Consider the following 17,566-nt stretch of genomic DNA (forward strand, 5'->3'; position numbering starts at 1 on the left):
GGAATACCAATGGAGCGTGTGACACTACGAATCCCGAAACAGCAGATCGACGAGGTCGAACAGATGGTGGAAACGGGCGAGTTCCCGAACCGGAGCGAGGCGATCCGGTCGGCCGTCCGCGACATGTTGAACGAGCAGGACGGCGAGCGCGACGAGCGCGGCCGCAACCGCAACTGGGCGAAGGTGTAAACTGATGCAAGATCTCGTTCAGGACGCACTCGACAACGCGGAAGCGGAGCAGCGCGACATGGACGACGTCGACATGGGAGACGACGAGTTCGGGGACCCCCGGATCGTCATCGTCGGTGCCGGCGGCGCCGGGAACAACACCGTCAACCGACTGTACAACATCGGCGTCGACGGCGCCGACACCGTCGCCATCAACACGGACAAACAGCACCTCAAGATGATCGAGGCCGACACCAAGATCCTCGTGGGCAAGTCGCTCACGCAGGGGCTCGGTGCCGGCGGCGACCCCAAGATGGGCGAACGCGCCACCGAGATGGCCCAGGGGACGATCAAGGAGGTGCTCGGCGACGCGGACCTCGTCTTCGTCACCGCCGGGATGGGCGGCGGCACGGGAACCGGCGCGGCGCCGGTCATCTCGAAGATCGCCAAAGAGCAGGGCGCCATCGTCGTCGGGATGGTGTCGACGCCGTTCAACGTCGAGCGCGCTCGCACCGTGAAGGCCGAGGAGGGGCTAGAGACGCTCCGCAACGAGGCCGACTCGATCATCGTCCTCGACAACAACCGACTGCTCGATTACGTCCCGAACCTGCCGATCGGGAAGGCGTTCTCCGTGATGGACCAGATCATCGCGGAGACGGTGAAGGGGATCTCGGAGACGATCACGCAGCCGAGCCTCATCAACCTCGACTACGCCGACATGTCGACGATCATGAATCAGGGCGGCGTCGCGGTCATGCTCGTCGGCGAGACCCAGGACAAGAACAAGACCCAAGAGGTGGTGAACGACGCGATGAACCACCCGCTGCTCGACGTGGACTACCGCGGCGCCTCGGGCGGGCTCGTCCACATCACGGGCGGCCCAGACCTCACGCTGAAGGAGGCCGAGGGAATCGCGAACAACATCACCGAGCGGCTGGAGGCGAGCGCCAACGTGATCTGGGGCGCCCGCATTCAGGAGGAGTACAAGGGGAAGGTGCGCGTCATGGCGATCATGACGGGCGTCCAGAGCGCGCAGGTGCTCGGCCCCTCCACCCAAAAGCAGGCTGACAAGTCCCGGGCCGCGGTCGACGCCGACGACCTCGGCGACTCGCGCTCCCGGGCGGCCGAGACGAACGGGACCTCGGGGACCGCGGGCGCCGCGGACAACAGGGGCGAGCCGGCGGTCTCGGGCGGTACCGAACGCGACGCGTGGGAGTCCGACGGCGGCAGCGACCCGATCGAGAAGAACAACGGGCTCGACGTCATCCGCTGAGTCGAACCCCGGAACGGCCGACCGGCATTTTTCGAGACCGGTTGCGAACGAGGGTGCCGTCCCGTCAGACCGCTTCGATCGATTCCAGCAGGCGGCACTTCCGACAGACGTCTCGGCTCGTCTGCGAGCCGCAGCGCTCGCACTCGCGGAGCGCGGAGCTTCCCCCGTCGTTTTCGCCCGTTTCGTCGCCCGGGCCGCCCGCTCCGGCGTCGCCGCGGTAGGCGTCGGCCGCGAGCGCGGACAGCTCCTCGTAGCCGGCCATGATCGAGTGGCGCGCGCCCGGATGGTTCTCCTCCAACTCGTGGATCGTCGACTGGATCTCGCCGCGGTACGCCTCCTCGGCGTGGGGGCACTCCGCCATATGCGTGGGGAGGTCGCGGACGTGACAGTACAGCGCGATCTCCTTTTCCGGCACGTCGCGGAGCGGCTTGGCGCGCGGGACGAACGCGTCGGTGGCCTCGCGCTCGTCGAAGGGACCGAGCGAGGCGTCGAAGTGTTTCGCCACCTGTCGGACGTCGCCCTCGAGGAAGTTCATCATCGCGGTCTGCGCCTCGTCGTCGAGGTTGTGGCCGGTGAGCAGCTTGTCGGCGTCGAACTCGGCGGCGTAGTTCTCGAGCAGATCGCGGCGGAAGACGCCGCAGTACGCGCAGGCGGCCATGTCCTCGGGGTCGTCCTCGACGACGTCGTCCATCCGCACGTCGAACTCCTCCTCGTAGGAGACCAGTTCGTGACGCAGCGAGAGGTCGTCGGCCAGCTCGATCGTGGCGTCGACGCTCGCGTCGCGGTACCCCTCGATCCCCTCGTGGATCGTCAGGGCGAGCATCTCGACGCGGGGGTCCTTCCCGAACACGTCGTCGAGGATCTGCGTCAGGGCGACGCTGTCTTTCCCGCCGGAGAGCCCGATCACCCAGCGGTCGGGGTCGTCGGGGGTCGCGTCCGGATCGAGGAGACCATCCTCGCGGATCCGACGCTTCACGCGCTTCTCGACCGACTTCCGGAGGTGATCGCCACAGAGGTGCGCCCCGGAGTAGGCGGCGTGGTGAATCGCGTCGGCTCCGCACTTGTCGCACTCCATCGGTGTCCGGTTGCGGTCGCGCGGGGATACCCGTTTCGGGCCGACTACGTGAGGGGAGTATCGGCGGCGGATGGGAGCGACCTCGATTCGAACGCTCCCGAGGTGACGGCTATCGGTGAATAAACGGTTGCTGGCGGATCGACGGCGAACGCGGTCGAAGACCGGCTGCTCGTTTATAGATATCACCCGGCAGATCGGCTGTGAACGCCTCCAAAGCTCCAGCCGCTCGGCGATACGTGACCAACTTTGGATCGACGGCGAACAGCTCCAAAGCCCCAGCCGTGAGGACTCGCGCGGCTTGTTGCGCGCCTCGCTCAGTCGCTCGCGTTGCTCGCTCCTTCGCTGCGGTGCTTACTGCGCCGTGCTTCGTCCTCACGGCTACCCCTTTGAGTCCCGCCCGACCGCGACCGCACCGCAGCCCCACGCCTCCCCAGCCTCGTTAGTCGCCCTCGCTCCGCTTCGGGCGACTAACTCCCTCGCGCGTGCCGTCTCGCGGTCGCCGGGGACGACCACTCGCGGGCACGCGCCACGGTGTCCGTGTAACCGAGCGTTAGACGTCGACAACTCCGGGCGGGTTGTCGCCGGTTCCGACACCGGTTTGTCGGCGGGCCGTCCCGGATCGCCGTGAGCGATTCCCCGACCGGGGTCGACCGCGACCCCGAGCCGCGACCCCTGCGCGAGGACCCGCCGGCGGAGAGCGGGCGGACCCGCCTCTGGCGGCTCGGATTCAACCTTCTGCCCGCGTACCGGGGTACCGGGGCGCGCGTCGACCACATCGCGGCCGACTGGCGCTACGTCAGGATCCGGGTGCCGTTCAACTGGCGTACCCGAAACGCGGTCGGGACGATCTTCGGCGGCAGCATCTACGGCGCGATCGACCCGGTGTACATGACGATGCTCCGCCGGATCCTCGGGGACGGCTTCACGGTCTGGGACAAGTCGGCCGCGCTGGAGTTCATCGAGCCCGGCCGCGAGGCGCTGTACGCGGAGTTCGACCTGCCGACCGCGGAGACGGAGGCGATCCGCGACGCGCTCGGGCCGGGAGAGTCGACCGACCGCGAGTACCTCGTCTCGCTCGTCGACGAGGAAGGGGCGGTCCACGCGGCCTGCGAGAAGACGCTGTACGTGCGCCGCGACGCGTGAGCGGGGCGGCCGCTGAGCGGAAGGCCCCTACGCCGTTTTGCCCGCGACGAGCGCCTCCTCGACCGTCTCGACGAAGCGGTCGGGGTGTTCGACGTGCGGGAGCAGCCGCGCGCGGTCGAAGACGACGAGGCGGGCGTCGGCCGCGTCGGCGAGGTCGCGCCCGTCGGTGAGCGGGCTCACGGTCGCCTCCCGGCCCCAGACGATGGTCGGGGGGACGTCGAGGTCCGCGAGCGCGGTCGCCAGGTCGACCTCGCTGTTGAGGCTCCCCGAGACGAACGAGGCGGGCGCGAACCGCGCGTTCTCGGCGTGAGTGGTGCGCCACTCGTAGTCGGTCCACTCCGCGCTCGGATTCCCGGGGTCGTCGTAGCCGTGGTCGGCGTTGAAGTACCGGATCGACGGCTTCGACGAGATGACGTTGAACAGCGCCTGCCCGACGAGGGGCGCGCGGAGCAGCTCGCGGAGCCACCCCTTGGCCGGGCTCGGTCCCGCGGTCGCGGTCGGACAGACGGCGACGAACCCGCGCAGCTCGACGCCGCCGTCCGCGTCGCCGTCGTCGACCGCCGCGACCGCGTACGCCGCCGACAGCGAGGAGGCGACGACGGCCGGCTCGTCGAACTCGGTGAGGAAGTCGTGGACGAAGTCCTCGTACAGGGCGGCGGAGTACCGGAGCGGCGGCCGGTCCGAGCGGCCGTACCCCGGGAAGTCGGGCGCGATCACGTGGTAGTCGGCCGCCAGGTCGTCGAACACCGCGCGCCACTCCCCGGAGGAGGCGGCGGCGTTGATCCCGTGGAGCAACACGAGGTCCGGGTCGTCCGGGTCGCCCGCCTCGGTGTACGCGACGTCCATCCCGCGCCAACGGAAGACGCCGTCGTCGCCGTCGAGCGGGGACTCCAGTTCGCCCTCGTACCGGAGACCGGTGTTGAGCGCCGCGAGCGCGCCGACGCCGAGGACGGCGCTGCCGAGGAGGTTCCTGAGCTTCATGGAAAACTGTTGGTTCGCTGGCGACTTATACTCGTGGGACGCGGCGGCGCGGTCGAGTCCGGCGGCGCGGTCGAACTCGTGGGTGCGGTCGAACCCGTGGGTGCGGTCGAACCCGGCGGCGCCGCGACCCCGGGCGGTGACCGACGCGTCAGTCGTCGGGCTCGCCGTCCGCGACCTCGTCGACGCAGTCGGCGATCGGTCCCACGATCGCCTCCGCGACCGCGTACGGGTCCGTCTCGCGGTCGCGGACGCGCTCCGCGAGCCGGTCGATCCCGCCGCGACGCTCGATTTCGGCGGTCGCGAGCGCGCCCACGTCGGCCCGCACGAGCGTTCGGATCTCCTCGGCGTACCGACGGCGGTGGGTCGCTTCGATCTCGCCGGACTCGCGGAGGTACGTCGCGTGCGCGTCGAACGCCTCGATCAGTGCCTCGACGCCCTCGCCGGTGTTCGCGACGGTCTCTAACACGTCCGGCGTCCACGACGCGTCTGTGTCCGAGCCGTCGTCGGCGGACCCGGCGGCCGCGGAACCATCCGCGTCGCGACCGCCGTCCCGGTGGTCCGCCGTGGATCCGCCGGCACCGGCCGAGGCCGTCGAGGTCGGCCCGTGGTGACCGGCGCCGCGGCCCGTCGTCCCGCCGTCCCGCCGGTGAACCATCTCCTTCAGTTCGGCGACCGTCCGCTGTGCGCCGTCCATGTCGGCCTTGTTCACGACGAAGACGTCGCCGATCTCCAGGATGCCGGCCTTCAGCGTCTGTACGTCGTCGCCGGAGCCGGGCTGGACCAGCACCGCGACCGTGTCGGCGGTGCGGACCACGTCGACCTCGTTCTGTCCGGCGCCGACGGTCTCCAGGACGACGACGTCCTTCCCGAAGGCGTCGAGCGCCTTCGCGGCGTCCGCGGTCGCGGTCGAGAGGCCGCCGAGCTGGCCGCGCGCGCTCATCGACCGGAAGAACACCTCCATGTCACCGACGTTCGACCCCATCCGGATCCGGTCGCCGAGGACCGCACCGCCGGTGTACGGCGAGGAGGGGTCGACCGCGATCACCCCGACCGTGTCGCCGCGGTCGCGGTAGGCGGCGGCCAGCTTGTCGACCAGCGTCGACTTCCCGGCGCCCGGCGAGCCCGTGATGCCGATCACGTCCGCGCCGCCGGTGTGCTCGTGAAGGGCGGAGACGACCGCGCGGTACCCCGGCGTTCGGTTCTCGATCTTGGTGATGACGCGGGCGAGCGCGCGGTGGCTCCCCGAGAGGAGGTCCTCGACGAGCGCGGCGTCCGCGTCGGAGAGCGACGGCGCGTCCGCGAACGCGGGTGCGTCCGGCCCGGCCATCTACGCGCGCTCCGGGACGTTGTTCCGGATGAACTCGATCGTCTCCTCCATCGGCGTCCCGGGGCCGAACACCTCGGCGACGCCCAGCTCCTTCAGCTCGTCCTCGTCCTCGTCCGGGATGATCCCGCCGACGAGGACGAGGGTGTCGTCGAACGCGTCGTACTCCTTGAGCCCCTCGATCACCTTCGGGACGAGCGTGTTGTGCGCGCCCGAGAGGATCGAGATGCCGAGGACGTCGACGTCCTCCTGGACCGCCGCCTGGACGATGTCCTCCGGCGCCCGGTGGAGCCCGGAGTAGACGACCTCGAAGCCGGCGTCGCGGAACGCCCGCGCGATCACGTGTGCGCCCCGATCGTGGCCGTCGAGCCCGACCTTCGCGACCAGACACCGGACGGCCCGTTCCTGCTGTTCGGCGCTCATACCTCATGCTGGGTCGCGTGCGGGTTTGATTCTAACGGACGATGGGGAAGGTTCGGGCGAGGGGGGCAGGGTCGTCCGAGCCGGATCCGCGACCGACGCGTTGAACGCGCGGGCGACCGTACCCCGCCCAATGACCGATAACGCCGATGGCGACTCCGCCACGGCCGCGAGCGACCGCGACGACCGACTCCCGGCCGAGGCGCGGATCGGCCGCGCCGCGCTCCGGGTCGCCGACCTCGACGAGACGACCGCGTTCTACCGGGACGTGGTCGGCCTCGCAGTCCTCGACCGCGACGCCGAGCGCGCGACGCTCGGGGCGGGCGAGACGCCGCTGTTACTCCTGGAGCGCGACGCCGACCGCCCCGCCCGGAGCCGGACCGACGCCGGGCTCTTTCACACCGCGTTCCGGGTTCCCTCGCGGGCCGCGCTCGGCGAGGCGCTGGGGCGCGTGCGGGAGCGGTGGCGGCTCGACGGCGCCTCCGACCACCTCGTCAGCGAAGCGCTGTACCTCGACGACCCGGAGGGGAACGGCGTGGAGATATACCGCGACCGGCCCCGCGAGGAGTGGCCCGTCGACGACGGCGGAACGGTACGAATGGCGACCGACCCGCTCGAAGTCGAGGGGGTCGCCGCCGCGGCGACCGGGAACGGCGCTGACTCCGCCGCCCTCGTCGACCGCGCCCCGACCGGCACCGACGTGGGGCACATCCACCTGGAAGTGACCTCGCTGTCGGCGTTCGAGGCCGTCTACGTCGACGGCCTCGGTTTCGAGGTGGGGATGAGCGGCCCGGACGTGCGGTTCGTCGCGGCCGGCGGCTACCACCACCACCTCGGCGCGAACACGTGGCGGGGGCGGACGACCCCCGCCGCCGGGCGCGGGCTCGCGTGGTTCGAGGTGGTCGTGCCCGACGCGGCCGCGCTGGACGCGGTCCGGGACCGACTCGACGCGGTCGCGGAGGAGGGGCGCGTCGAGCTCGCCGTCGAGGAGCGCGAGGGCGGGATCGCCGTCACCGACGCCGACGGCATCGAGGTCCGCGTTCGGAGGGAGTAGCCGAGCGGCTCGTACGCGATCGCGGGCCGAGCCGCCTCACCGCCCGCTTACCCGACGATCGTTCGGAGCGTCGACTCGGTCAGGAACGTGGTGATGGAGACGGCGGCCGGGATGACGAGTATGTTGAACACCGCCGTCCCGATGAGCGCTCCCGCGCCGACGCCGAAGTCGTCGAGGACGACCACCGAGATAATGATGATCGCGAGCTCTGGGAACGACGTCGCGGCCGCGACGATGAGCCCGCCCTGAACCGCCTGCGAGACGCCGAAGCGGTCGCTGATCTTCGAGGTCGTCGACTCGATGACGTTCGCGCCCTTCCAGGTCAGCAGGAACCCGATCGCGCCCAAGGCGATCCAGACGGCGAGCGACTGGGCTCCGACGAGCTCCTACAGTACGGTCACTGGGGCCGGAGTCGATTAGCGCTCCCGAAGGCGTCGAGACGAAAGCCGGTCCGCCCGCGCCGGGGCGAACCGCGAGCCGCGCTCAGTAGATCAGCTCGTCGTCGTTCTCGATCATGTACAGCGTCCGCGCCGCGACGTTGACCGCGTGGTCCGCGATCCGTTCGAGGTCGCGCACCGCGAGCAGCGCCTGCGACACGTCGTCGAGGGAGGCTTCGAGCGCCTCGCCGTCCGTCGGCGCCGCGCCGTCTCGGGCCGCGTTGCGGGCGCGGTCGGCCTCCAGCAGCTCGCGGACGACCGCCTCGCTCGCCTCCCGACAGCGCTCGTCGAACGCGTCGTCGCTCGCCGCGATCTCGCGACAGGCGTCCGGGTCGCGGGCCGCGTAGGCGGCGACCGCGTCGGCAACCATCTCCCGGGCGCCATCGCCGAGGTCGCGTACGTCGACCGCGGGGTGAACGCCGCCCTCCGGGCCGCCGTACGCCGCGAGGTTCGTCGCGAGGTCGGCGACGCGTTCGAGGTCGGTGATGATCTTGAAGGAGGCGGCGACGAGCCGGAGGTCGCCGGCCACCGGCTGCTGGAGCGCGAGCAGCTCCGTACACTCGTCTTCGAGGGCGAGGTACGTCTCGTTGACCTCGTGGTCGCTCTCGATCACCGAGCGGGCGAGCTCGTCGTCGCCCGAGACCGCCGCCTCGACCGCGTCGTCGAGCCGGCCGCAGACGGTCTCGCCCATCGCGACCACGCCGTCCCGGAGCTCGTCGAGCCGCTCCTGGTAGTTCTCGCGGGGCATCTACCCGAACTTCCCCGTGATGTAGTCCTCGACGCGCTGCTCTTCGGGATCCTCGAATATCTTGGTGGTGTCGTCGTACTCGACGAGCCGGCCACCGGTGAGGAACACCGCGGTCCGGTCGGAGATACGGGCCGCCTGCTGCATGTTGTGCGTGACGATGATGACGGTGTACTCCTCGGCCAGGTCGTCGATGAGGTCCTCGATCTTCGAGGCCGCGACGGGGTCGAGCGCCGAGGTCGGCTCGTCCATCAGGATGACTTCCGGATCGGGCGCGATGGCGCGGGCGATACAGAGCCGCTGTTGTTGCCCGCCGGAGAGGTCGAGTCCCGAGGAGTCGAGCTGGTCTTTCACCTCGTCCCAGAGGGCGGCCGCCTTCAGCGACTCCTCGACGCGTTCGTCGACGTCGCCCTCGTAGCCCTGGATCTTCAGGCCGTACGCGACGTTGTCGCGGATCGACTTCGGAAACGGGTTCGGCTTCTGGAACACGATCCCGATCTTCCGTCGGAGCGCGACCGGGTCTACGTCGTCGTCGTACACGTTCTTACCGCCGAACTCGACGTCGCCCTCGACTCGGCACACCTCGATCATGTCGTTCATCCGGTTGATACACCGGAGGAACGTCGACTTCCCGCAGCCCGAGGGGCCGATCAGTGCGGTCACGTCGTGTTCGAATATCTCCATCGAGACGCCGTCTAACGCCTGTTCGTCGCCGTAGTAGACGTTCAGGTCACGCGTCTCGATGACCGTGTCACGTGCGTCGAGCGGGGCGTCCCGCGACGCTTCGTCGCCGGTCTCGATGGTCGTCTGGATCTTCGGGGAACTGTCTGATTCGCTCATTGGTTAGGTCTCACGTCCGTACTTGTTTCGGATAACGATTGCCGTCGCGTTCATCAGCAGCATCAGGGTGAGCAACACGACGGCCGCCGCCGGGACGACCCCGTGTCGGAACTCCGGCTTCGCGTTGGCCGACGCGGCGAAGATCTGTAGCGGGAGCGCCGTCGCGCTGGAGAACAGCCCGCTCGGCGGACTGTAGGTCGTCGTGGCGACCGCGATGATGACGAGCGGCGCGGTCTCGCCGATCGCCCGCGCCAACGCGAGGATCGTTCCGGTGAGGGTCCCCGGAATGGCCTCGGGCAGGACGACCTCGCGGAGCGTCTGCCACCGGCTCGCGCCCATGCCGTACGAGCCCTGCCGGAGGTCGTCGGGGACGGAGCGCAGCGCCTCCTGCGTCGAGACGATGACGATGGGGAGGATGAGCAGTCCGAGCGTCCCCGACGCCGAGACGACGATGCCGGTCCCGAACCCGAGCGTCCGCCGGAACAGCGCGAGCCCCAGCAGCCCGTACACGACCGAGGGGACGCCGGCGAGGTTCGAGATGTTCACCTCCAACAGCGTCGCGAGCCGGCCGCGGAATCCGGAGTTCGGCGCGTATTCCTCGAGGTAGATGGCCGCGCCGATCCCGACCGGGAACGCGAGGACCGCCATGAACCCGACGATGATGATCGAGCCGACGATCTGCGGATAGACGCCGGCGTTGCTCGCGGTCAGCCCGTCCCACGACTCCAGAACAAGGGTCGGCGTGAGGAACGTGTCCGGGGTCTCGATCCCGAACCGCTCGACGAGCGCCGCTCCGAGCAGCGCGCCGCCGAGGAGGACGAACGGCCCGGCGAGGCCGACACGTCCCGCGGGATTGGTTCGGACGGACCGCCGGACGACGTAGCCCGTGGGGACGACGAACGCCGAGAAGAGGACGACCAGGAGGGACGCGTTGGCCCCGGTCGCGATCGACGCCCCGGCGACGGCGAGCCCGCCCGCGGCGACGGCTCCCCCGGCGACGGCACCGGTGCGACGGCCGCGGCGCGAGGCGGTCAGCGTCCCGACGAGGAGCGCCGCGGGGACGGTGACGAGGCCGAAGTACATGATCCACTCCGCCGCGATCCCGAGCGGCCCGCTGATCGGGCCGTCCACCACGGCCGCGACGCCGATGCCGACGAGGATCGAGACGAGGATGAGCGGTCCGGTGTACGCCTGACCCTCGGTCGTCCGGTCGTACGCCAAGACGAGCATCGGGGGGAGCGAGGCGAAGACGCCGTAGATGAACACGTCGTAGGGGCTGAGCGCGTCGACGACGGCGTACGTGACGGCGCTCAAGAGGAGCCCCCCGAACACCGCCGCGAACGCCACCGCGTTGGCCGTCCGCACCGCCGGTCTCCGACGGGCGTACAGCGTGAACGCGGCCGTCGGCGCCACGAGGGTGCCGAGGTAGACGAGGAACCACGCGGGCGACGCGGTCCCCGGCCGGAACGCGTCGACCGAGATGTACGCGAACAACACGAGCAGCGAGACGATCCCGACGAGCGTCGCCGCGACGAGCGCGACCTCGAAGAGCTGTCCCTTCAGCTGCTGGAGCCGGAGCGCCGCGCTTCGGCCGAGTTGGTCGCCGGTGGAGTCTTCGGTCGCCATTCAGTACTCCTCCCGGAAGCGCCGTCTGACCAGTTCGGCGAGGACGTTCATGATCAGCGTGATCGCGAACAGCGTCATTCCGAGCGCGAACATCGCCTCGTAGGTGGGGCCGCTCCCGTAGGAGTCGGCGCCGGCGATCTGGACCATCGCCGCCGTGATGGTCTGACTCGACTCCGCGAGGTTGCGGAGGACGTTCGGGAAGTACGGCATCTGCGGGCTCATTCCCATCGCCATCGTGACCGCCATCGTCTCGCCGATGGCCCGCGAGATCGCGAGAACGTACGACGCGACGATACCGGAGGTCGCCGAGGGGACGACGATCCGCGTCGAGACGTCGAACTTCGTCGACCCGAGCCCGTAGCCGCCCTGTCTGAGGCTGTCGGGGACCGCGCTCAGCGCGTCCTCGCTGATCGACGAGACCATCGGGATGATCATGATCCCGACGACGACGCTCGCGGACAGCGCGTTGAACGTGCCGAGCGAGGGCATGACGAGCGTGAACTCCGAGACGGTCAGTGTGAACTCGGGAAGAAGCGGGACCGCCTCCGGGATGAGGGGAACGTCGGGCACGGTCGTCGCCAACCCCTCGGAGATGATCGTCTGTGAGAAGGGAAGAAACCCGTCTATCAGCGGCGTCACGTACACGAGCGCCATGTAACCGTAGATCACGGTGGGCACGCCGGCGAGGATCTCTAAGGCCGGTTTCAGTATCGATCGGGCCGTATCGCTCGCGTACTCGCTGAGGTATACCGCCGCCGCCAAGCCGATTGGGAGCGCGATCAACGCCGAGAAGATGGTAACGATAAGAGTTCCACTTATCAGCGGGAGCACGCCGTACGAGTTCGCGATGACCGGGCTCCAGTTCGTTCCGGTGAAGAACGCGATCGGCGATATCTGCGACCAGAACGAGAGCGCCCGTCCCGACAGCGCGAGGATGATCCCGACGGTTACGAGTATCGTCAAGCCGGCGCTCGCCGCTATCAGGCGGCCGTAGAGCCGTTCCTTACGGACGACGAACCCGCTCCGTTGGAGCGACCCGACCCCGCTGTCCGATTCGTTGCTCATTCAGATTGGTAAAACGTGAGGTGTGTAATCAGCGTTCCCCTTCGGGCGTTACGCGCTGTACTCGTACTCGCCGGCGATCGCCTCCTCGAGGTTGGCGAGGTTGCTGTCGACCATGTCCTGGCTGGCCGGCACGTAGCCGATGTCCTCGGCGACGTAGTCTTTGGCGGCCTCGTTGATGTAGAACTCGATGAACGCCTGGAGGTGGTTCTTCTCCTGGATCTTGCCCATGTGGCCGTAGCTGAACAGCGGCCGAGCGAGCGGGTAACTCCCGCTCTGTGCGGCTTGGAGGCTGGGCTCGACCGGGTCGCTGCCGCCCTCGCTGAGACTGAGCGCCTTGACCGTGTCCGGGTTGTTCGTGTAGTACGCGAAGGGGAGGTAGCCGAGCGCGTATCGGTTCCCGGAGACGCCCTGCGCGATCAGGTCGTCCTCCTCGGTGCCCTCGAAGTCGCTGCGGATGTCCTGGTCCGCCTCGGTCTCTCCGATGACCGCCTCGATGAAGTAGTCGTACGTCCCCGACGTACTCGCCGGCCCGTAGAGGTCGAACGGCTCGTCCGGCCAGTCCGAGTTGACGTCGGACCACAGTTCAGGCGCGGTGTCCGGCGACCAGATGGTCCGGAGCTCCTCCAGCGAGATCGAGTCGATCCAATCGGCCTCGTTGTTGACGACGACGGTGAGCGCGTCCTGCGCGAGGAAGAACTCGACCGGCTCGATGCCGTTGTCGCGACAGCGCTGGAGCTCGTTCTCGGTGATCGGCCGGCTCGCGTTGTTCATGTCGCTGTCGCCGGGGATGAACACGTTGTTGAACCCGCCCCCGCTGCCGTCCCGGGTGAGGTTGAAGCTCACCTCGGAGTGCTGTTCGGCGAACTGGCGAGTGACCTCCTGAGCGACCGGATAGACGGTACTGCTCCCGGAGATCCGGATGTCTCCGGAGAGGGTCTCGCCGCCGGAGCCGTTTCCGGAGCCGCCGTTTCCGGAGGTACAGCCCGCGAGCCCGAGCGCCCCGGCACCGGCGATTGCCGCGAGCGATTTGCGCCGCGTGATCCCCGCTGTGTCCGCGTCGTGGCTAGAAGCCATCACCGAACGGTGGTCGTCGTTCGATTAAGTAGTATACTATGAGTGGTACGGGGCGACCCGTACGACCCGGTACGGCTATGTGAAGATATATACTCTATATAGCGATCCGGAAAATCGCGATTTGGGATCGAAGACGGCTCCGGGGAGTCGGAGTCGAGAGGCGACGACGCCGAACCGAGACGGAAACCGAGACGTGGTTTTAAGTCCTCGTACCGGGAGAAGCCGGACGAATGACGCCTCCTACGACCGACGGGCCGCCGGCGCCGACGACCTCCCGAGAGGAGGCGTGGGTGGCTCACGCCGCGCTGCTCAACGCCGCGCGGAGCGCGACCGACGAGGACCTCTCGTACCGCCGTCCGATCGAGTCGATCGAGCGCGGCGCGGCGCTCGACGACGAGGGAGTCGCCCTGCTCCGCGACGCGCTCGTCGACTACCTCGGCGACGCGCCCGTCCGCGACCGCGCCCCCGGACGGGCGCTGTTGCGGCGGACCGACGACGCGGCGGGCCAGCGGTCGCGACGCGCGTAGTCTCGACGGCCACGCGAAAGCCGGCCGCCGCCCGCTACGAGCCCGCCGCCACCGCCTCGATCAGCAGTTCCGCGACGTCGACGATCTCCACCTCGTCCTCGAAGTCGCCCGTCTTCCGGCCGTCCTCGAACATCGTCGTACACATCGGGCAGGCGACGACGAACTTCTCGATCGCGGCGCCCGCGTCGGTGTCCTCGACCGCCTCGCGGAGGCGCTCCTCGCTCGGCTTGACGTCCTCCTCGTGTTCGGTCCAGAGCCCGCCGCCCCCGCCGCCACAGCAGAAGGAGTCCTCGCGCGAGCGCGGCATCTCGTGGAGGTCGGCGCCGGTCGCGCGGATCAGCTCTCGCGGCGCCTCGTACTCGTCGTTGTACCGGCCGAGATGGCAGGGGTCGTGGTAGGTGACGGTGTAGTCCAGCTCGTCGCCGGAGAGGCCGAGCCGACCGTCCTCGACCAGCTCCTCGACCACCTGCGTCCAGTGGAACACGTCGATCTCTCCCGCCGGGTTCCACGGCTCCTCGCGGTCGAACGGCATCATCGGGTCGTCCGCGAACTCCGCGAAGTCGACCTCGGGGTACTCGTTTTTGATGGTGTTGTACGAGTGCGGGTCGGTACAGACGACGTTCTCGAACTCGCAGTCCGCGAACGTCTCGACGTGGTGGCCCGCCAGTTCGAGGTAGAGGAACTCCTCGCCGATCCGACGGATGTCGTTGCCGTCGGTCTTCTCGTCGTCGAAGAGGACGCCGAACGACACGTCGGCCTCGTCGAACAGGCGGGCGAGCGCCCGGGCGACCTTCTTGTTCCGGTCGTCGAAGCTCGGGTAGTCGCCCACGTACCAGAGGTATTCGACCTCGGTCTCGCGGGCGTCTTGGACCTCGACGCCGTCGTCGAGGTCGTCCGTCCAGTCGCCCCGCGCCGACTGCGGCTCGCCGAAGGTGTTCCCCTTCTGCATCACGTCCTGAAACACGTCCTGGAGGTTCGAGTCGACCGCCCCCTCGTCGACGAGCTGGCGGTTCAGCTTCGTGAACGAGGTGAGGTGTTCGATGTCGACCGGACAGGCGTCCATACACGCCATACAGGACATACACGACTCCATCGACTCGGCGTCGACCACGCCGCCCTCGTCGGCGACGATGGGGACTGTACCACCATCTGCGCTCGCGACGCCGCCGTCCGTCGCCATCGCTTCGCCCCCGCTCCCCGCCACCGGATCGTCGCTCACCGACTCGCGATACGCCTTCAGGTCGAGGATGACGTTCCGCGGGTCGAGGTTGCGACCGACCGTGTCGGCGGGGCAGGCGTCGGTACACCGCCCGCACTTCGTGCAGGCGTCGCCGTCCATCAGCTCCTTCCACGTGAAGTCGTCGAGCGACTCCGCGTTGGTGTGATCGAGGTCGGCGGGGACGTTCGGGAGCCGCGCGCCCGCCTTCTCGTCGCGGGCGACGACGTTGGCGAACGAGGAGATCATGTGGAACGGCTTCGCGTACGGGATCCACGCGACGAACGCGAACGCGAGCAGCGAGTGGCTCCACCAGAGGACGCCGTATATCGCCTCGGCGCCCGCGGCCGTGAGCCCGGCCGCCTCCAGCCCGGTCGCGAGCGCCATCCCGACGAAGCTCACGGTCTCGGTCGCGCGCTGCGCCTGGCCGACCATGCTCACGCCCTCGACGAGGAAGCCGCCGACGCCGAGCAGGAACAGCGTCCAGACGAACGCGTCGTCCTCGAGGGAGGTGTGTTTTCCCCACAGTCGGTCCTCGCGGGTCTTGTAGCGGCGGTAGGCGGCCATGCCGACGCCGACGACGAACAGCAGGCCGAACGCGTCGACGGCGAACTGGTAGGCGAGGTAGAACTCGCCGACCCAGAACGACTCGCCCGTCAGCGGGCGGTACAGGTCGATGTCGATCCCGAGGATGGTCGTCGCGACGAGTAAGACGAGAAACCCCCACAGGACGAACGTGTGCATCACGCCCGTGTACAGGTCGCCGTCGAACTGGTTCTCGTTCGCGAGGACCGTCTTCGTCGCCGCGACGACCCGACCGGGGAGGTTCGACAGTCGATCCCGCGGGTCAGCGCTCCCGCGCGCGTACGCCGCGAACCGGGCGTAAACGCCGTAGAGGAAGACGAGGACCGCGACGGCGGCGAGCCAGTAGAACGCCGCCTTCCCCACCGGACCGATAGTCCAGAAGGTCTCGCGGGTGGCCGCCTGTAGGGGAATCATGATCGATCACCGGGATACGGTCGGGTTAAAACTTGCCACAACGCGGCGGTCGTCGCTCGGCGTTCACGCGGTTCCGGGCCCGACGACGGCGCAGCGCCCGCGAAGCGCGCCTGCCGCGGAGCGTCAGGCGAGCCGCAGGACCGCGGCCGCGAACATCGACGCGGCGAGCGCCAGCGCCGGGGCGTCGACGCGGCGGAAGGCCAGCCGCGGGAGCGTCGGGTTCCACGCGAAACACCGGGCGACGAGCGCCGTGCCGAGCCGGTCCGCTCGGGAGAACGCTCGCGAGAGCCCGCCGACCGCGACGAGCCGCATCCGCTCGCGCCGGGGGCGCTCCGCGCCGAGCCGCGCGCGGACCGCCGCCCGCGTCGCCGCGAGGTCGCGTTTCAACAGTGGGAGGAATCGGAAGACGAGCGCGACGCCGACGCCGAGGAAGACGCCCGGTCGACCCGGGACCGTCCGCTGGACCGCCGCGCGCGACTCCCGGACCGGGGTCGACCGCACGTAGGCGGCCGCGACGACGAGCAGCAGGAGGACGCGGTAGCTCGCGAGCCCCGTCACGGCGGCGCGCTCGACCCGAAACCACGGCGCGCCGAGCGTCGCGCCCGCGACGAGGGGAGCGAAGAGGAGGACCGGGAACGCGACCCGATAGCCCCACAGGTCCCGCGGCCCGCCGTCGGCGGCAAGCAGGCAGCCGACCGCGACGAGCGTGAGGAGGGCGAGCCCGCGCGGCGTGGTGTACGCGTACGCGACGGCCGCGAAGGCGACCTGAACGAGCAGTTTCGACCGGGGGTCGAGCCGGTGGGCGAGCGAGTCGCCGGGGACGAACGAGAGGGTCATTCGGTCTGGGTACCGATGCCGCCGCCCTCGGGCACCCGCACGTCCAGCCCGGGGAGCGACTCGACCGCCTCCTCGGGCGGCGCGTCGACCGCGATCCGCCCGTCCGCGAGTCCGACGATCCGGTCTGCGAGCGCGGCCACGTCGCGGAGGTCGTGGGTGACGACGACGACGCTCGTCCCCTCGCGGTGAAGCGCCCGGAGCCGCGCCACGACCGACCGCCGGGCGGGCTCGTCGAGGCCGGTGAACGGCTCGTCGAGGACCAGGTGGTCGGGCTCCATCGCGAGCGCCCCCGCTATCGCGACGCGCTCGCGCTCGCCGCCCGACAGCGAGTCGATCCGCTCGCGCTCCCGGCCCGCCATGTTCACGGCCGCGAGCGCCTCGTCGACCCGCCGGTCGATCTCGTCGTGCGAGAGCCCGAGGTTCTCCGGCCCGAACGCGACGTCCGCGCCGACGGTGGCGGCGACCAGCTGGTCGCGCGGGTCCTGGAACACCATCCCGACCGCCGAGCGCGCGGCGACGAGGTCCTCCTCGACCGGCGTCCCGTTCACCGAGACGTGCCCGGCGTCCGGCTCGACGAGCCCGTTGAACGTCCGGACCAGGGTGGTCTTCCCCGAGCCGTTCGCGCCCGCGACGACGAGGAACTCGCCGTCGGGGACGGCGAGGGAGACCTCGTCGACCGCGGCGGTTGCGCCCTCGCTCTCGGCGTTGTCTTCGCCCCGCCCGTACCGACACGTGACGCCGTCGAGGTCGATCACGGTCCCG

Annotated in this window: 17 protein-coding genes and 1 pseudogene; 5 read left to right on the top strand and 13 right to left on the bottom strand. The window is 69.6% G+C overall.

Translation table 11 applies throughout. From position 1 onward, the window contains the following. The first annotated feature begins 9 nt into the window (after nt 1–9). Entirely contained in the window at nt 10–189 is a 180-nt protein-coding gene (locus EXE42_RS10420) for a ribbon-helix-helix domain-containing protein (RefSeq protein ID WP_004595187.1), read from the top strand. A gap of 4 nt (nt 190–193) precedes the next feature. Then, a complete protein-coding gene (gene ftsZ / locus EXE42_RS10425) occupies nt 194–1,441 on the top strand; it encodes a cell division protein FtsZ (protein WP_092920934.1) in 1,248 nt (415 codons plus the stop codon). A 64-nt stretch (nt 1,442–1,505) separates the two neighbouring features. Here ftsZ and EXE42_RS10430 read toward each other — a convergent pair whose 3' ends face one another. Further along, the gene (locus EXE42_RS10430; protein ID WP_137706470.1) at nt 1,506–2,516 is read right to left on the bottom strand and encodes a TIGR00269 family protein; all 1,011 of its coding nucleotides are present in this window, start codon (nt 2,514–2,516) and stop codon (nt 1,506–1,508) included. A 624-nt stretch (nt 2,517–3,140) separates the two neighbouring features. On the opposite strand from EXE42_RS10430, the gene EXE42_RS10435 reads away from it, so the two are divergent. Beyond that, nucleotides 3,141–3,659, top strand: coding sequence for a DUF4442 domain-containing protein (locus tag EXE42_RS10435; RefSeq protein ID WP_137706471.1), 519 nt, complete (start codon nt 3,141–3,143; stop codon nt 3,657–3,659). Between the two features lie 27 nt (nt 3,660–3,686). Here EXE42_RS10435 and EXE42_RS10440 read toward each other — a convergent pair whose 3' ends face one another. The 3 genes from EXE42_RS10440 to EXE42_RS10450 all read right to left on the bottom strand — a co-directional run bounded on the left by EXE42_RS10440 (nt 3,687) and on the right by EXE42_RS10450 (nt 6,387). After that, nucleotides 3,687–4,640, bottom strand: coding sequence for an alpha/beta fold hydrolase (locus EXE42_RS10440; protein ID WP_137706472.1), 954 nt, complete (start codon nt 4,638–4,640; stop codon nt 3,687–3,689). A 148-nt stretch (nt 4,641–4,788) separates the two neighbouring features. Beyond that, entirely contained in the window at nt 4,789–5,967 is a 1,179-nt protein-coding gene (gene meaB, locus EXE42_RS10445; RefSeq protein ID WP_137706473.1) for a methylmalonyl Co-A mutase-associated GTPase MeaB, read from the bottom strand. Next, entirely contained in the window at nt 5,968–6,387 is a 420-nt protein-coding gene (locus tag EXE42_RS10450) for a cobalamin B12-binding domain-containing protein (protein ID WP_004595202.1), read from the bottom strand. A 130-nt stretch (nt 6,388–6,517) separates the two neighbouring features. Between EXE42_RS10450 and EXE42_RS10455 the strand changes: the two genes are divergently transcribed. Then, nucleotides 6,518–7,438: a VOC family protein gene (locus EXE42_RS10455; RefSeq protein ID WP_137706474.1), complete on the top strand. Its 921-nt coding sequence runs from the start codon at nt 6,518–6,520 to the stop codon at nt 7,436–7,438. Between the two features lie 68 nt (nt 7,439–7,506). Here the strand turns inward: EXE42_RS10455 and EXE42_RS10460 are convergent. The 6 genes and pseudogenes from EXE42_RS10460 to EXE42_RS10485 all read right to left on the bottom strand — a co-directional run. Next, nucleotides 7,507–7,791: pseudogene (locus tag EXE42_RS10460) on the bottom strand (sodium:calcium antiporter); the annotation flags it as partial. A gap of 130 nt (nt 7,792–7,921) precedes the next feature. Next, nucleotides 7,922–8,623 carry a phosphate signaling complex protein PhoU gene (gene phoU, locus EXE42_RS10465; protein ID WP_092920928.1) on the bottom strand — a complete coding sequence of 234 codons (702 nt, stop codon included), beginning with the start codon at nt 8,621–8,623 and terminating at the stop codon, nt 7,922–7,924. Continuing rightward, entirely contained in the window at nt 8,624–9,460 is an 837-nt protein-coding gene (pstB, locus tag EXE42_RS10470) for a phosphate ABC transporter ATP-binding protein PstB (RefSeq protein ID WP_092920927.1), read from the bottom strand. 3 nt (nt 9,461–9,463) lie between these two features. After that, entirely contained in the window at nt 9,464–11,086 is a 1,623-nt protein-coding gene (gene pstA, locus EXE42_RS10475; RefSeq protein WP_092920926.1) for a phosphate ABC transporter permease PstA, read from the bottom strand. Next, nucleotides 11,087–12,151: a phosphate ABC transporter permease subunit PstC gene (gene pstC / locus EXE42_RS10480; protein WP_137706475.1), complete on the bottom strand. Its 1,065-nt coding sequence runs from the start codon at nt 12,149–12,151 to the stop codon at nt 11,087–11,089. Between the two features lie 48 nt (nt 12,152–12,199). Beyond that, a complete protein-coding gene (locus EXE42_RS10485; protein WP_137693799.1) occupies nt 12,200–13,225 on the bottom strand; it encodes a PstS family phosphate ABC transporter substrate-binding protein in 1,026 nt (341 codons plus the stop codon). 230 nt (nt 13,226–13,455) lie between these two features. Here EXE42_RS10485 and EXE42_RS10490 point away from each other — a divergent pair, with 230 nt between their 5' ends. After that, the gene (locus tag EXE42_RS10490; RefSeq protein ID WP_092920923.1) at nt 13,456–13,752 is read left to right on the top strand and encodes a hypothetical protein; all 297 of its coding nucleotides are present in this window, start codon (nt 13,456–13,458) and stop codon (nt 13,750–13,752) included. A 34-nt stretch (nt 13,753–13,786) separates the two neighbouring features. Here EXE42_RS10490 and EXE42_RS10495 read toward each other — a convergent pair whose 3' ends face one another. The 3 genes from EXE42_RS10495 to EXE42_RS10505 form a co-directional block, all read right to left on the bottom strand. Continuing rightward, nucleotides 13,787–15,967 (bottom strand): (Fe-S)-binding protein, encoded by a 2,181-nt coding sequence (locus EXE42_RS10495; RefSeq protein WP_137693798.1) that lies wholly within the window; start codon nt 15,965–15,967, stop codon nt 13,787–13,789. A 123-nt stretch (nt 15,968–16,090) separates the two neighbouring features. Next, complete coding sequence (locus EXE42_RS10500) at nt 16,091–16,804, bottom strand: energy-coupling factor transporter transmembrane protein EcfT (protein WP_137693797.1); 714 nt, start codon at nt 16,802–16,804, stop codon at nt 16,091–16,093. Further along, on the bottom strand, nt 16,801–17,559 hold the full coding sequence (locus tag EXE42_RS10505; RefSeq protein ID WP_092920920.1) for an energy-coupling factor ABC transporter ATP-binding protein: 759 nt from the start codon (nt 17,557–17,559) through the stop codon (nt 16,801–16,803). Before EXE42_RS10505 ends, EXE42_RS10500 begins: the two co-directional genes overlap by 4 nt. Nucleotides 17,560–17,566 lie beyond the last annotated feature (7 nt).

The organism is Halorubrum sp. SP3 (assembly GCF_005435195.1).
Taxonomy (GTDB): domain Archaea; phylum Halobacteriota; class Halobacteria; order Halobacteriales; family Haloferacaceae; genus Halorubrum; species Halorubrum sodomense.

What these genes read in the sequence shown, in the direction of transcription:
- EXE42_RS10420 (WP_004595187.1), top strand. Translation starts at nt 10, where the DNA reads ATGGAGCGTGTGACACTACGAATCCCGAAACAGCAGATCGACGAGGTC.
- EXE42_RS10500 (WP_137693797.1), bottom strand. Translation starts at nt 16,804, where the DNA reads ATGACCCTCTCGTTCGTCCCCGGCGACTCGCTCGCCCACCGGCTCGAC.
- EXE42_RS10485 (WP_137693799.1), bottom strand. Translation starts at nt 13,225, where the DNA reads ATGGCTTCTAGCCACGACGCGGACACAGCGGGGATCACGCGGCGCAAA.
- pstA (WP_092920926.1), bottom strand. Translation starts at nt 11,086, where the DNA reads ATGGCGACCGAAGACTCCACCGGCGACCAACTCGGCCGAAGCGCGGCG.
- pstC (WP_137706475.1), bottom strand. Translation starts at nt 12,151, where the DNA reads ATGAGCAACGAATCGGACAGCGGGGTCGGGTCGCTCCAACGGAGCGGG.
- pstB (WP_092920927.1), bottom strand. Translation starts at nt 9,460, where the DNA reads ATGAGCGAATCAGACAGTTCCCCGAAGATCCAGACGACCATCGAGACC.
- EXE42_RS10455 (WP_137706474.1), top strand. Translation starts at nt 6,518, where the DNA reads ATGACCGATAACGCCGATGGCGACTCCGCCACGGCCGCGAGCGACCGC.
- phoU (WP_092920928.1), bottom strand. Translation starts at nt 8,623, where the DNA reads ATGCCCCGCGAGAACTACCAGGAGCGGCTCGACGAGCTCCGGGACGGC.
- EXE42_RS10490 (WP_092920923.1), top strand. Translation starts at nt 13,456, where the DNA reads ATGACGCCTCCTACGACCGACGGGCCGCCGGCGCCGACGACCTCCCGA.
- EXE42_RS10495 (WP_137693798.1), bottom strand. Translation starts at nt 15,967, where the DNA reads ATGATTCCCCTACAGGCGGCCACCCGCGAGACCTTCTGGACTATCGGT.
- EXE42_RS10430 (WP_137706470.1), bottom strand. Translation starts at nt 2,516, where the DNA reads ATGGAGTGCGACAAGTGCGGAGCCGACGCGATTCACCACGCCGCCTAC.
- meaB (WP_137706473.1), bottom strand. Translation starts at nt 5,967, where the DNA reads ATGGCCGGGCCGGACGCACCCGCGTTCGCGGACGCGCCGTCGCTCTCC.
- ftsZ (WP_092920934.1), top strand. Translation starts at nt 194, where the DNA reads ATGCAAGATCTCGTTCAGGACGCACTCGACAACGCGGAAGCGGAGCAG.
- EXE42_RS10440 (WP_137706472.1), bottom strand. Translation starts at nt 4,640, where the DNA reads ATGAAGCTCAGGAACCTCCTCGGCAGCGCCGTCCTCGGCGTCGGCGCG.
- EXE42_RS10450 (WP_004595202.1), bottom strand. Translation starts at nt 6,387, where the DNA reads ATGAGCGCCGAACAGCAGGAACGGGCCGTCCGGTGTCTGGTCGCGAAG.